Consider the following 14,106-nt stretch of genomic DNA (forward strand, 5'->3'; position numbering starts at 1 on the left):
CGAAACAGGATCAGAATCTAAAAAGGGCTTATCATTTACAATGAGCAGGTTGAGCCTCTAATGGTTGGAAAGTAAGGTTGGAATATTTATCCGTCATAATTTCCACGGAACCCTTTATAAAATTTCTATAATTCCTGTACTTTTGCATCATGAATATGCAAATCGTCTATCGCTCCATTCGCAACTGGTCATCAAAGGATGTCTGGCGTGAGTAGCTATAAGATGGTTTCAATAAAACATTAGCGATCCGCCCGATATCATTTCAGGGCGGATTTTTTATTTTCAGACCTATGATAAAAAAAATTACACAAGGTTATCGTGAATCATACAGCAGTTTAAGCCGGGAGACCTGGCTGTTAAGTATGGTAGTGCTGATCAATCGTTGCGGCTACATGGCAGTGCCGTTTATGAGTATGTATATCACTCAGAATCTGCACCGCAGCATAGCAGATGCAGGGCTGATCATTACTCTTTTTGGTGCGGGTTCGGTACTCGGTGCTATTGCCGGAGGATATTTGTCGGACAAAGTGGGCTTTCGTTCTGTTCAGATCGTTAGCCTGCTGATTAGTGGGATACTTTTTATACTTTTCTCTCAGGTCAATACTTTTGATCATTTGTGCCTGCTGACAGTCATTCTAGGTTTTTTTGTAGAAGCATTCAAACCAGCCAATAATTCAGCAATTGCCTTTTATTCGACGCCGGAAAATCTGACGAGATCTTATGCACTCAACCGCTTGGCAACCAACCTCGGTTTTGGGTTTGGTACTTCCGTAGGAGGAATACTTGCGGCTATTAATTATGATTTACTCTTTTGGGTGGATGGCATTGTTTATACGCTTGCTGGTGCTTTGATACTGATACTATTGCCGGAAGGTAAGATCAACCCTGCATCAGAAGAGGAGGGGGAAACATTGGTAACTTCTAAATCTCCCTGGTCAGATCTGTTTTTTATAAGATTTATCGCAATGGTGACATTATATATGATTGCGTTTATTATGATCTTCAGGATCTTGCCGGTATTCTGGAAAGAGCAAATGCATATCGGAGAAGCAACAATAGGTATACTGATGGCGATGAACGGAATTGTAATCGCTGTGTTTGAAATGGTATTCATTCAGGTGCTGAGAAACAGACATTCGGACTATCACTACATTATTTCCGGTGTACTTTGTACTGTATTCGCATTCTTCGCTTTGCTGATTCCTGGTTTACCAGCGATCATTGCGGGTATACTGGCCGTTTTTTCATTCACGATCGGGGAAATGCTTACATTGCCGTACATCAGTACGATTGTCATTAACAGAGCAAGTGAGCAAAGCCGTGGGAAGTATTCCGCAGTATACTCATTATCATGGGCAGTTGCGCAGGTAGTGGGACCCGCGGCAGGAGGATTTATAGCAGCAGGATGGGGCTATGATGCATTGTGGGTCACTTTGATAGTGCTGTGCCTGTTGTCTGCTTTCGGTTTCCATCAACTTTACCGAAGCAGGTTGAGCCTGGTCTGATAAAAACGTCAACGTCTGCCAAATGAAGCAGACGTTGACGTTTTTATTAAATCTGTCTTTTGAAAAAATCCCAGGCAGCTGAAAAGAAATCCATATCGCTTTGAAACTCATGTTTCCCATTGTTAACTTTCAATAGAGTTACTTCCGGTTTACGCTTCTCTTTGAAAGTATATTTTTCGATGGTTATATTGTTTGTTTTATCCGGATCAGGCACCAGTTGCTTGTCAGGTTTGCCTTTATATCCTGCCAGCCTGGCCCAGTAGTTAAACGATTGATCAGTAGACTGTACGTTACCCAAAGTTAGTCCCGCCGATTTCATTTCTCCTCCTTCATAAGGATTCACCGGATCTGCAGTACCGTTTATAATCATGGTGGCTATCGGTTTTTTGCTTTCAATACAATCCATATTTTCTGCGGTTGGCATGTTCGCAACCATGGCACAGATTGCCTTAAAAGTTTCGGGCATGGTGATTCCCATTTTATACGCCATCTGTCCGCCACCTGAGAAGCCTGAGGCGAAAACATTCCTTTTGTTGATCGCATATTTATCACCGAAATAATTGATCATCCCCTGAAAAAATGCCTGTTCATCAATATCTATTTTATTAGCTTCTGCTTCGGAATGCTTCCTGCACTCATTCCAGAACGATTTATATCCCTGTGGGTACACAACAATGAAGTTTTCACTTTCGGCTCTCTTTTCCAATTGTTGCGCATTCTTCATAAAATTGGCTGCATTGCCTCCCGACCCGTGAATAGCAAACATAAGGCTGCCGTTCGTTCTGTTGGTCTGAGGTTTATTGAAGTAAAATACACGGTAATGATTTCCAACCAGGATAGAGTCTGCAACGGGCTGTGCTATGGAAGGTGCTGCAGTTAATAACAGACTGGCCAGACAAAGTTTTTTTAGCATGGGATTTAAAAGGAATAATAATTTAAACAGTATTGCAGTAAAACTAACAGAAATTGTCTTGTTTTGAGAAGCAGACAGGAATATTCTGTTAAAACAGATTGAAAATAAAAATTGAAATTATGGCAGAGGTTAAACTACAGTTGGCGGAAAGAGGCCGAGGCGCTTTCTATCTTTATGAAGAGGGTGAGAAAGCAGGTGAAATGGTGGTTGGCATATCCGGCACAACGCTGACGGTCTATCACACCGAGGTGGATCCCAGGTTTGAAGGACGCGGTCTTGCCAAACTCATGTTAGAGGAAATGGTGGCTTACGCCAGAACAAATAAGCTGACAGTAATGCCGTTGTGTCCGTATGTTCACGCACAGTTCAAACGACATCCGGAACTTTACAACGATATCTGGAAACAATAGTAATGCATTCCGAATTAGCCCGCCATCGGCAGATAAATCAGGAAAACAGCGCCTTTTCCTGGCTTGCTGTGGGCTGTGATGTAACCATTGTGATTTTGCACTACCTTTTTACATAGTGCCAGCCCGATTCCTGAACCGCTGTATTCTCCTTTTCCATGCAGTCGTTGAAACATCTGAAAAATGCGGTCAAGGTGCTTTTCGTCAAAACCAATACCATTGTCTGCGATGGATACCGCTACGTAACTGATGTCCTTAAACAGATAAGGGATACCAGCTATCTCATCAGGTTCAGCTATCCGTCCGGTGATGGTAATTTGCGGATGTTGATTCGGGATTTTATATTTTACTGCATTACTGATCAGGTTCTGCATGAGCTGTACCAGCTGAGACGGGTTGCCCAGAATAGGCGGAATTTTATCCACTTCTATCTCTGCTTGCTGTTCTTCTATGCCTATTTCAAGGTCTGAAATAATTTGGTTGATCACCTTATTCAAATCTACCGGCAGAAACTCTGTATTTTCGTTACTGCTAAGTCTTGAATACGCAAGGAGATCATCGATCATCAATGACATCCGGTGTGCGGCATCCTGCATTCTGTTGAGCATGTATATCCCGTTTTCATCCAGCTGTTTAGCATACGAGGATTGCAATCTTGAACTGAATGACTGGATTTTACGCAACGGTTCCTGCATGTCATGACTTGCCGCATAGGCAAATTGCTGGAGGTTATTATTAGAATTGACCAGTTCCTGATTCGCCAGCTTCAGTTCATCAGTTCGCTGCACAACGCGGGCTTCAAGCTCGTCGGCCAATTGACGATACCTCTCTTCACTTGCCTTCAACTCCTGTGCTGCTATAATTTGGGGTGTTACATCTACCGCCATATCTATGATCGCATACACAGCTCCGGTTTCATCCAATAATGGCTTGTATGTAAAATCAAAATACATTGTTTGTAACTCACCATTAATCATTAGTTGTGCCTCTGTGCCATATGCATGGTACGCAATGCCCGATTGATACACTTTATCAAGAAGGTCAAGAAAAGGCTGACCGACAAGTTCGGGAACTGCCTCACGCAATGGCTTCCCGATAACACTACTATTTTTCCCCCACATCTTCAGCATAGGTTCATTCGGGATCTCTACAACCATATCAGGTCCTACAAACAGAGCGGTAGCGACAGGCGCCTGCTCAATCAAACTTCTGAAATGGCTCTCACTTTCTCTTACCTTTTGCTCTGCTTCAACCCGCTCGGTGATATCCACCAATATTCCGGAAAGTGAAATCACCTTACCGGACTTGTCATACAAATAGCGGCCAATGGCCTTTGCCCAGTGTACTGAACCGTCCTTCCATATAAAACGAGCCTCGTAATCGAGCTCTCCCGTCTCCATTGCCTTTTTGTAGGCTTGATTTCTCAACCCAATATCATCGGGATGCAGATGCTCTACGAATATTTTTCTGGACAAAGAATCAGAAACTTCACCGGTAATGATCTTACAGAGGGTAGCAGAATACACGATTTCATTAGTCGCCATATCTACCAGAAAAGAACCGGCTCCTGTACCTTCTATGGTCATGGTAGCCTGCTGATCGGCGTAAAATGCCCTTTCCTGATTGTTAATAAGATCGGTTATATCCTGGGCTATACCGGAAAAACGATAGGCCTCGTCATTTTTAAAATAGGCTTGCCCTTTGCAATGCAGCCAGCGTAATGTAACTCCATCTGCCCCAATGGTGCGAAATTGAATGTTATAATATCCTCCCAATTCCTTTTGTAGCGACTGCGACACAGACTGTTCTACCCTGAATCTGTCTTCGGGATGAATTCTTTTAAGAATGCTGTCGTAGGCAATACTTTCCTGGCCGCGAACGCCGAACAACTCTCTGCATCTTTCATCCCATTCAACAAGATTCGTTTCGGGATTCAGATTCCAGGTTCCTAGCTGAGCGGATTGAAGCGCAAAATTCAGACGCTGTTCACTCTCTTCCAGAGCCCGCTGATGCTGTAGCTCCTGTGTTACGTCCTGCATGGCGCCAACCATCCTGACAGCACTGCCATTTTCGTGAATGGTATAACCCCGATCGTGGACATAGGCGTACGTACCATCAGCGCGCAGAAACCGGTAGTCATCAGTCCAGCGGGAGCCGCCTGCATCTATTATATCATGTATATGCTGAATGACTCTGTTTTTGTCGGCAGGATGGATTCTGTTGTACCAGGATTCCGGACCAGGTTCGAGCTCGGTATAGCCAAATAATTCCTGCATCCCTTCATTCCACCAAAGGGTATTACTCACCAAATCCCAATCCCAGATAATATCATGTGTCGCTTTTGCGACAAGCTCAAACCTTTCACTGTCGCGCCTTAGATGGTCATCGGAATGCATTTTACTATTGGTCATTGCTACTGCCGCTTGAAAGCCGGCTTTTGGTGGAATGTTTAATCTTGATCCGCTGTAAGTGATTTCGGTAAATCAATTGTACAGATAAAAAAAGTATAGTAAATATGATCATTTACCACTTATAATTAATAATTTTTAAGAAAAATACGCCTTAGCAATATGAAGAAGATTTCGAATAGAAGCGGACGTTTTCTGACGAAGGTGTTCCGGGTCACTGGTTTATGCGTAGGAATGGGGCTCTTCATTCATTGTATGTCTGCGCCTGAAGGAAAAGTAATCAGCCTGTTTAACGGAAAGGATTTTCAGGGATGGGAGGGAGACACAGTAAAAACATGGCATCTTGCAGGCGGAGCCATCGTGGGTGGGTCGCTTGATGAAGAAGTGCCTCACAATGAATTTCTAAGCACCAGAAAAAACTACAAAAACTTCACACTCAGATTGAAATTCAAGCTCACTGGTGCGGAAGGATTTATCAATTCAGGCGTACAATTTCATAGCAAGAGAATTGTAAAACCTGCGTATGAAATGATTGGATACCAGGCCGACCTGGGGGATAAATTTTGGGCGAGTCTTTATGACGAGTCAAGAAGGAATAAAACGCTCGCTGCGCCTACACCTGAATTGGTTGCTCAATTACTAAAACCAGGCGAGTGGAACGATTACCAGGTGCGCAGTGAAAATGGTCGCATACGGATTTATCTCAACAACAAACTTACTGTAGACTATAAAGAAACAGATAAGAGCATTCCGCAGTCAGGGTTAATCGCATTGCAAATACATGGAGGAGGGAAAGCGCGTGTGGCATTTATGGATATTTTTATTGAAGAATTATAAAAGGCATCAATTGTACATTTTCTTTAACCTGATATTCCTATTATGAATAGTAACAGAAGAGTTTTTCTTAGGAATCTTACGGCTGTGTCTGCGCTCGCCGCTACCGACAGCTTTGCCAAACCTTTTAACATCATCCGTGATCTGAAGAAGATTAGTCCGAACGATAAAATCCGCTTTGCGACAATCGGAATGGGTATTCAGGGACATCAGGACACCAAGGCTGCCTTACGATCCGGAGGAACGGAGTTTGTTGCTGCTGCGGATTTGTATGACGGACGGTTGCAGCGCGTCAAAGAAGTATATGGCAACGAGGTTTTCACAACCCGCGATTACAGAAATATTCTGGAAAGAAAAGATATAGATGCGGTTCTCGTGGTCACACCCGATCACTGGCATGACCATATCACCAAAGCATCTCTTGCAGCAGGAAAACATGTGTATTGTGAAAAACCAATGGTACATCATATCAATGAAGGCTTGTCTGTCATTGAGGCATGGAAGAAGTCAGGCAAAACGATGCAAATTGGTAGTCAGCGTATTAGTTCGGCGTCCTTCAGAGAGGCTAAAAGGCTGTTTCAGGCTGGTGATATCGGGGATATTAATTATGTTGAATCCAACAACGACCGATTCAATGCGATAGGAGCCTGGAACTACTCTATTCCTACAGATGCATCGGTTAGCACACTTGACTGGGATACATTTCTTGGTGATGCCCCCAAAACTGCCTTCGATTCCAAAAGGTTTTTCAGGTGGAGAAACTACAAAGATTATGGTACAGGAGTGGCAGGAGATTTGTTTGTTCACCTGATAACCGGTGTACATTTTGTTACCAATACGTTAGGTCCTGAAAGGATTTTTTCATCCGGACAGCTCAGTTATTGGAAAGATGGCCGTGATGTTCCTGATGTGATGGTTTCAATTCTGGAATATCCCAAAACAGATATACACAGTAATTTTCAAATGGTATTACGCGTCAATTTTGCCAATGCAGGTGCCATTGCAAACAATACCCGTATTATCGGAACGGAGGGGCAGATCGAGTTTACTGAGAATAATCTATTACTGACAAGAAAGAAACTCCCAAAAGCACCTGGCTATGGTGGATATGACAGTTACAATACTTTTTCAGAAAAAGAACAAGCCGAATTCAAAAAGCAATACGATGCACAATTTCCTGAAGATACTCGCAAAGCAGAACCTGTCAAAGAAGTGAAGTTTACTGCACCCAAAGAAGATGACGCACATATGGCTCATTTTAAGGACTTCTTTGATAATATCAGAAAAGGAAGCCTGGGAACGGTGGAAGATCCGGTATTCGGATTCAGGGCAGCAGCACCTGTACTTGCCTGCAACAGCAGCTACTTTGAGAACAAGGTGATCCACTGGGATCCGGTGAAGATGAAATTGAAAAAAGGATAAGAAGCATCATGGCGAACCGGGTGTTATCGGTTCGCCATTAATTTACTATTCTTCGTTTGTCACAACCTTTTTGATTGATTCTCCCAACTTCCTGATCATCTCATAGGAGTGAGCTGTATTGGCCGACTTGTCAAAAACGATTTCCAGATCGCCCGGCGAGGAATCCAGATGAAAGGTTGTCCCGTCTACAAGTTTGATTTCTTTATCAATATCATCTTCATGATCAACGAAAATCCTGTTTGGCTTGATCGCTCTATTGATCATCTGCTGGGTAGCAACTGTTCTTGACTTGTCATAATGAGCGGTGAACCTATACTCGTCATCAGAATCTTTCACCGCCACTTTAAGATCACCTGATGAAGAACAAGCAACGGCAATCAGTGGGAAGCATAAGCAAACATTCTTTATCCAACTTTTCATAGCTAATATATGTTTAACAAGGTACTGTGTTATATATAGTAGCAAATCTAGGATAAATTTAACAATGTTACCTCATAACCGCGCGATTATCTCGAATAGCGATTTGAGATAAATAGGATATTACTGTTACGCCTCGCACCCCGGCACATTTTTGGTTATGCTTATCTACATCATTCAAACTATTTTACTTATGAAAATCATGATCCCATATCTCCTTGCGCTACCGATTCTGGGGATATCAATTAATAGCTCTGGCGCAAACTCACCTTCTGTGAATGTAACCCAGCAGACAACGCAGGAACAACAGCGGGTACAGGTCGATATTGATGATCTTCCCGAGAAAGTGAAAGCTTCTGTAGGGCACAACACTGAACTTGCCTGGAAGATCTTGAAGGCATACCTGGTAACAAATCCTGATCAGACAACTTTTTATGACCTGTACGTTCAGAAACCTGATGGGGAAACATGGATGAAGGTGGATAAGGAGGGAAAAGTACTCAACTAACAATTATTGTTTCGAGGACTTTCACCACAAAGCGGGGAGCATACTGAACAAAAAAAGAAATAGAATAATTTTTTAAATACATGATTATCAGGATATTAATTGTTTTGGCAAAATTGTTTAGCTAATGTTTGTATCGGGTGGCAACCCAATTGAAGAACATTCTAAATCAAAAACTAAACGGATTATGAAAAAGCTAATAGTATCGGCTCTTGCCCTGACTCTTGTTTCATTTGCCTCAGTGCAGGCTGGTAACTTCACAACAACTAACGGTGGTGTAACTACCGAAATCACTGCTCAGGAAAAGGTAAGTGTCAAAGCCGAAAATTTACCTGACGGTGTTAAAAACACAATTAAAAGTGATGCATTTGAGGGTTGGAAAGTAGTTTCTGCCTTTCTGATCACTAATGCAGATAAAACTCAGTATTACGAGCTCAACGTAAAAAATGGCTCTGAGACCGCGAGGGTAAAACTAGATAAAGACGGTAACAACGTCGAATAATATAAGTCAGTGTTAGTACAAACAGCCTGCAGTAGTGCATCAAAATATGCAACTGCAGGCTGTTTTGCATTGTAGAATATGGCTTATCTGAACTTGTTCTGGCTGTCGTAGGCCAGCCCAAGTCCGACGCTGGATAACTTATTTTCATCTGCTATTGAGGCATTGGGGAACAGACTTCTGAATTCTGCCTGTACTGCAGGAACTTCAGTTGTTCCGCCGGTAAGGATTACCAGTTCGATTTGCTCAGCTTTCACGTGCGCGTCTGCCAGACATTGCCTCGCTGCAACCGCTACTTTCTCAATCTGTTGAGAAATAGCGATATCAAATTGTTCACGGGTTACCTGGGTTGACAAGCCCTCTTCGATAAATTCAAATGGGGTGTCATAGCTTGGAGAATCCGTAAGCGCGATTTTCGTTTCCTCAGTTACAGCCAGCAACGCATGACCTGTTTCCTGTTCCAGCACTTGCAGTAAACGCCCGTAGCGCACTTTGTCGTGTGATTCGAACAAAAGCTGACGGGTTTGAGAAATGATTTTCGGAGTATAAAGAAAGTTTACCTTACTCCATTCAGATAAATCGTAGTAATGGCGAAGAGGGACCTCAAGATTTTTGGTGCCGTAAGTTGTCTTAAAGCCAATCTCAGGCATGATTGCTGAAAGACTTAAATCTTTATCGAAATCGTTTCCGCCAATTCTCACACCTGTATTTGCCAGGATATCTTCGGTGCGATCCGGCTTGCCTATATTTTTGGCAGATAGCTTTATCACCGTAAAGTCAGATGTTCCACCGCCCAAGTCCGCTACCAGAGCCAGTTTTTCTCCGCTTACGTTCACCTCATGTGCGAAAGCCGCAGCAATGGGTTCATATTGGAAATCTATATTTTTGAACCCGAGCAAACGAGCCACCTTTGCTAATTCATCCTGAGCACGAAGATTGGCTTCCGGATCATTGTCGATAAAATTTACAGGGCGTCCCATCACAACATTTTCGATCTCTGTGCCTGCCTGAAAGTCAGCTTTCTCTTTTAAATTCTGAAGAAAGGTGGCAATGATCTGATCAAACTTCATATGCTCACCATTCACCATCGTTCCCTGCTTCATAATGGGAGTTCCCAGTACACGTTTGAGGCTTCGCATCAATCGGCCCGGTTGGCGGGTAAGAAATTGATGCATCGCTTCCCGTCCGTAGAACGGTACATTTCCTTTTCTTAGAAAGAACATCGCACTTGGTGTAGTAACGCTGGTTCCTTCTACCGGTACGAGGGATATATTTGAATTGTTAGCAACAGCTATACTAGAGTTAGAGGTACCGAAGTCAATGCCGCAGGATACTGATGTCATGGTGATTTTTAAATTTGGGCGCGCAAGTTCGGATTATTCGGTGTGAATAGCAATTAGTATCATTCGTTATCTAAGATTATTCAAAGTAAATAAGGGATTAATGCCTATCCAGTATATATTTATTGAAAATAAAACATGTATTACAACCATAATGGTTAACGTTGTATCTAGTAGTTATAGCGTGTGCAAGTCGCACCCTGGATAAAAACAAGGCGAAACGATTGCAATAGATGATCTCAGTAATTATATGCTCCGCAAATGCGGAAGACCTTAGCGATGTCAGTAACAGTATCGCTCTGACCATAGGTGTCGAATATGAAATTATTGCCATTGATAATTCTAATGGCGAAAAAGGGATAAGCGAGGTATATAACACCGGCGCGGGTGCCGCCAAATATCCTGTTTTATGCTTTATGCATGAAGACATTGAAATGAAATCGCCAGATTGGGGAAAGCTTGTAACGGCACTGTTTTCCCGCGACCCAAATATTGGGCTGGTTGGTGTTGCTGGTGGAGGTTACAAGTCTCTTACGCCTTCTGGTTGGTACAACTATACAATCGAAAGAAACGGAGGAGCCTATAGTAATGTACTCCAAGGTTATAAGCACGCTGGTAAAGAAGAAGGATACGACTACAACAATCCCAAGTATCAGCTTTACTCCAAAGTAGCATGTATTGATGGATGTTGGATGTGTATGCCAAAATCAGTTTGGGAAAAATATCCCTTCGACAGTAAAAACTTCAGAAAATTTCACGGTTACGATCTTGATATATCATTGTCCGTAAACCAAAGCTATGATGTGGTGGTAACATTCGATATACTACTCCGGCACTTCTCTGAAGGGAAGTTCGATCGTGTATGGTTTAAGGAAATGCTTAGGGTGCATCGGAAATGGAGTCATGTGCTACCTTTTGATGCAGACAAGCTAATTGGAGATGACCTTTTTCAAACGGAAAAGTGGGCATATCGGAGATTTCTTCAAGATGCAATTGATATTGGATTTTCAAAGTTCCTATTGCTTCGTACAGTTTGGAGTTCGCGAAAATCCTCTTTGTTTGGTTTTGGCGTGATGGTCAGCCTGGCTTTTGCACTTATGAAAATGAAGCGGAGAGAAGGAAATGAAAATTGGACTAACAGCACACTTTTACAAATTATTCAATGATATCAGTAATTATATGTTCTATAAACCCCCAGGATTTGGAAGCAGTCACAAAAAATATCACTGCTACAATTGGTGTAGAGCATGAAATAATTTCCTTTGATAATAGAAAAGAAAAGAAAGGAATCTGCAGCGTTTATAATGAAGGTATTAAGAAAGCGAAATATGGAATCATGTGTTTTATGCATGAAGACGTTACCATATTCACTGAGAAGTGGGGCATTCATGTTCTGTCCACATTTGACGGGGACAACAGGATTGGTGTAATAGGTGTAGCAGGTGGAGGATATAAGGCGCTGGCTCCTTCGGGATGGTATTGTCTTGAATTTCAAAACCCCCATATCTCCTTTCAGAATATTGTTCAGGGATACAAAAGGCATGATAAAGAGGATGTGCATGCGTTTCATAATCCTTACAAGGAAAAGATTAGTGAGGTCGTCTGCGTAGATGGAGTGTGGTTTTGTGCAAAGAAAGAAATTGCACAGCTACATGGATTCGATGAGAAGCTACTCTATGGGTTCCATGGCTATGATCTTGACTTTTGTCTGAGTATTTTCGGTAACCATAAAATTGTTGTAACCTATGACGTCCTTATGCGACATGAATCGGAGGGGAATTTTGATAAAACATGGCTCAGTCAGATACTTAAGATACATGAAAAGTGGAACAAAGTTCTGCCTTTAACCACAGCAAAACTAAGCAGACAGGAGATTTACTTCACTGAAAAACGGGCTATAAAAAAACAGATTGAGCAGATGTTGGAGTGGAATTATTCATTTGCAGAAATACACCGAATGCTCATTCAAAGTCTGGCTTCAAAATGGATGCCGATGCGGCTTTTTCTTAAAGCATATCTCCATTTTTTTAAACTAAAATGGAAGTCATGATTTTTTGGCAAATAGATCTGCCCATATAGTTTTCGCTTTGAGTCCCCACATTTGCCGGTAAATGAACCCAATCCTGCTCGATTTGTGCAATTTTTTATTATGGTAGAGAATATCAAAGTGTTTGCCAATCAGTATTGCGTACCGGAATGAGAACAAGGATGTGATTCGCTGTTCAAACAGTTTTACAAAGTGGTTTATGAAAGCTCGATCCTTATTTTTTTCGTAACTCAGGCAATGTTTTAACCATTTCAGTTCACGCTTCAGTTTGGTCACGTCACGATTCTCATGATACGTCTTATCAAGTTTTTTTCTGGTGTTGAGAATGTCTGTTGAAGTTGATGTGTGTTGGCGATAATTGACCAGGCATTGAGGAATGAAATCAATACTACCTCTATTAGTCGCAACATATGCGATCCAGTGGTCGTGAAAAAAGTCAGGGTGAAGAGGTAAAATTTCAGCAAGCAATTCCCTCCTGAACATAATACTATGTCCCGATACGCTATTTATTAACAGAAAAGCTTCTGGTTGATTGCCCTTATACAAATGGAGTACGTCGGACATCTTTCTATGCATATCCTGTCCCTGCTCATCAATAAATCTTGAATCATGGTAAATCAATTGATTGTCTGCCAAATGCGCGACCTGCAGATTTATTTTATTTAAGTCCCATAAGTCATCCTGATCACAAAGTGCGATCAGGTCTCCCGTACAGAGTTGCATCGCTTTTTCAAAATTCTTCACATAACCGAGATTCTGGTCATTCTTATAAATTTTAATTTGCTCAAATCTCTTACTGTAGTCTTCCAGTATCTTTACCGACGCATCCGTACTACAATCATCAACTGCAATAATTTCAATCTGGCTATAAGTTTGACCCACGAGCGAGTCTAACTGCTCCGTCAAAAAACGTTCACCATTGTAGACGCATAGAGCAATCGACACCAGAGGGTTGTTGTTTTCCTTAGACATGAGCTTAAAATTATCGTACTATTGATTGGTCAATGTAAAAATCGAATTTTTTAAAGTAAGCCTTCCAGAATTCTATATGCAAATCCCATGCATGGCAGCCGAAGGGTAGCTTGTTATCATTCAATTGAAGACACCTTTCCGGATAGTTTTCAAATGCGAACTGAACGGCAGTCCTGTAATCGGGAATACGAAGCCTGGTTTTTCGACGGTTCACCTCTATACTCCAGAATACATCTTCATGAAATTTAAACTCTGTTCGTTCTACATAAGGTCGCATTTTAGACTTGCAGCTGGTAGCAAGTTTATAAAATCTTTCCACGCGTCTTAGCGAAAATCCCCCGTTGCCTACCACATTATCAAATTGACGGTCACTGGGAACCCCGTACTTCGAAATGTTAAAAAAGGTATAAAACCACGTTTTAAAAGTCGCAGTAACTTCATTTAATCCATTTACCTCTATTCGTTTCAACCAGGGGGCTCCAACATAGTCCAAATCAGTATTGCACCAATCTGCAAGCTGGTCAGAGAATACAAAAGCATCCAGCTGATGAATAAGAATGAATTCATAATTGAGAAACCTTTCGTAAAAGTGCGGTGAAAGCATGAGTGCATTGTAATGTTGTACACTCTCGAAAAAGCTATCATCGAACCTCTCAATCGTCTCAAATCGCCCGTATTTCCATATATTTGAAAGGTCCAGTGATTGCGGGGCAATAGCTACTACTGGATATTTATGAAGCGTAAGAAAACACTGCTTTAGTGAGATATCTTCTAAAAGATTCAAGTCCGCTTTATAGATCGGAATAACAATTGCTACTTCTCGTTTTGCATTCATTC

General features: G+C 41.9%; 14 protein-coding genes. 8 read left to right on the top strand and 6 right to left on the bottom strand.

Annotated elements, in window-relative coordinates:
• The first annotated feature begins 290 nt into the window (after positions 1-290).
• Positions 291-1,505, top strand: coding sequence for an MFS transporter (locus DSL64_RS26255; RefSeq protein WP_115833938.1), 1,215 nt, complete (start codon positions 291-293; stop codon positions 1,503-1,505).
• 46 nt (positions 1,506-1,551) lie between these two features.
• On the opposite strand, the gene DSL64_RS26260 is transcribed toward DSL64_RS26255, so the two are convergent.
• Positions 1,552-2,418, bottom strand: coding sequence for a CE1 family esterase (locus DSL64_RS26260; RefSeq protein WP_115833939.1), 867 nt, complete (start codon positions 2,416-2,418; stop codon positions 1,552-1,554).
• Between the two features lie 119 nt (positions 2,419-2,537).
• On the opposite strand from DSL64_RS26260, the gene DSL64_RS26265 reads away from it, so the two are divergent.
• Entirely contained in the window at positions 2,538-2,828 is a 291-nt protein-coding gene (locus tag DSL64_RS26265) for a GNAT family N-acetyltransferase (RefSeq protein WP_115833940.1), read from the top strand.
• A 14-nt stretch (positions 2,829-2,842) separates the two neighbouring features.
• Here DSL64_RS26265 and DSL64_RS26270 read toward each other — a convergent pair whose 3' ends face one another.
• The gene (locus DSL64_RS26270) at positions 2,843-5,236 is read right to left on the bottom strand and encodes a PAS domain-containing protein (RefSeq protein ID WP_115833941.1); all 2,394 of its coding nucleotides are present in this window, start codon (positions 5,234-5,236) and stop codon (positions 2,843-2,845) included.
• A gap of 159 nt (positions 5,237-5,395) precedes the next feature.
• On the opposite strand from DSL64_RS26270, the gene DSL64_RS26275 reads away from it, so the two are divergent.
• Together DSL64_RS26275 and DSL64_RS26280 are read left to right on the top strand one after the other, a co-directional pair.
• Positions 5,396-6,070 carry a 3-keto-disaccharide hydrolase gene (locus tag DSL64_RS26275; protein WP_229217236.1) on the top strand — a complete coding sequence of 225 codons (675 nt, stop codon included), beginning with the start codon at positions 5,396-5,398 and terminating at the stop codon, positions 6,068-6,070.
• Between the two features lie 42 nt (positions 6,071-6,112).
• Positions 6,113-7,489 carry a Gfo/Idh/MocA family protein gene (locus tag DSL64_RS26280; protein WP_115833942.1) on the top strand — a complete coding sequence of 459 codons (1,377 nt, stop codon included), beginning with the start codon at positions 6,113-6,115 and terminating at the stop codon, positions 7,487-7,489.
• Between the two features lie 45 nt (positions 7,490-7,534).
• Here the strand turns inward: DSL64_RS26280 and DSL64_RS26285 are convergent, their stop codons facing one another.
• On the bottom strand, positions 7,535-7,909 hold the full coding sequence (locus DSL64_RS26285; protein WP_115833943.1) for a hypothetical protein: 375 nt from the start codon (positions 7,907-7,909) through the stop codon (positions 7,535-7,537).
• Positions 7,910-8,099: 190 nt separating this feature from the next.
• Between DSL64_RS26285 and DSL64_RS26290 the strand changes: the two genes are divergently transcribed.
• The gene (locus tag DSL64_RS26290; RefSeq protein WP_147300423.1) at positions 8,100-8,414 is read left to right on the top strand and encodes a hypothetical protein; all 315 of its coding nucleotides are present in this window, start codon (positions 8,100-8,102) and stop codon (positions 8,412-8,414) included.
• Positions 8,415-8,598: 184 nt separating this feature from the next.
• Positions 8,599-8,913 carry a hypothetical protein gene (locus DSL64_RS26295; protein ID WP_115833960.1) on the top strand — a complete coding sequence of 105 codons (315 nt, stop codon included), beginning with the start codon at positions 8,599-8,601 and terminating at the stop codon, positions 8,911-8,913.
• 83 nt (positions 8,914-8,996) lie between these two features.
• On the opposite strand, the gene DSL64_RS26300 is transcribed toward DSL64_RS26295, so the two are convergent.
• Positions 8,997-10,253, bottom strand: a complete 1,257-nt coding sequence (locus DSL64_RS26300) for an Hsp70 family protein (protein ID WP_115833945.1) — start codon at positions 10,251-10,253, stop codon at positions 8,997-8,999.
• Between the two features lie 230 nt (positions 10,254-10,483).
• Here DSL64_RS26300 and DSL64_RS26305 point away from each other — a divergent pair, with 230 nt between their 5' ends.
• Both DSL64_RS26305 and DSL64_RS26310 read left to right on the top strand, forming a co-directional pair.
• The gene (locus tag DSL64_RS26305; protein WP_115833946.1) at positions 10,484-11,416 is read left to right on the top strand and encodes a glycosyltransferase; all 933 of its coding nucleotides are present in this window, start codon (positions 10,484-10,486) and stop codon (positions 11,414-11,416) included.
• Complete coding sequence (locus DSL64_RS26310; protein ID WP_115833947.1) at positions 11,413-12,300, top strand: glycosyltransferase; 888 nt, start codon at positions 11,413-11,415, stop codon at positions 12,298-12,300. Before DSL64_RS26305 ends, DSL64_RS26310 begins: the two co-directional genes overlap by 4 nt.
• On the opposite strand, the gene DSL64_RS26315 is transcribed toward DSL64_RS26310, so the two are convergent.
• Both DSL64_RS26315 and DSL64_RS26320 read right to left on the bottom strand, forming a co-directional pair.
• The gene (locus DSL64_RS26315) at positions 12,295-13,269 is read right to left on the bottom strand and encodes a glycosyltransferase (RefSeq protein WP_115833948.1); all 975 of its coding nucleotides are present in this window, start codon (positions 13,267-13,269) and stop codon (positions 12,295-12,297) included. The genes DSL64_RS26310 and DSL64_RS26315 overlap by 6 nt on opposite strands.
• 10 nt (positions 13,270-13,279) lie before the next feature.
• The gene (locus DSL64_RS26320; RefSeq protein WP_115833949.1) at positions 13,280-14,104 is read right to left on the bottom strand and encodes a DUF5672 family protein; all 825 of its coding nucleotides are present in this window, start codon (positions 14,102-14,104) and stop codon (positions 13,280-13,282) included.
• Positions 14,105-14,106: the final 2 nt, after the last annotated feature.

It is taken from the genome of Dyadobacter luteus, from assembly GCF_003383615.1.
Lineage (GTDB): Bacteria > Bacteroidota > Bacteroidia > Cytophagales > Spirosomataceae > Dyadobacter > Dyadobacter luteus.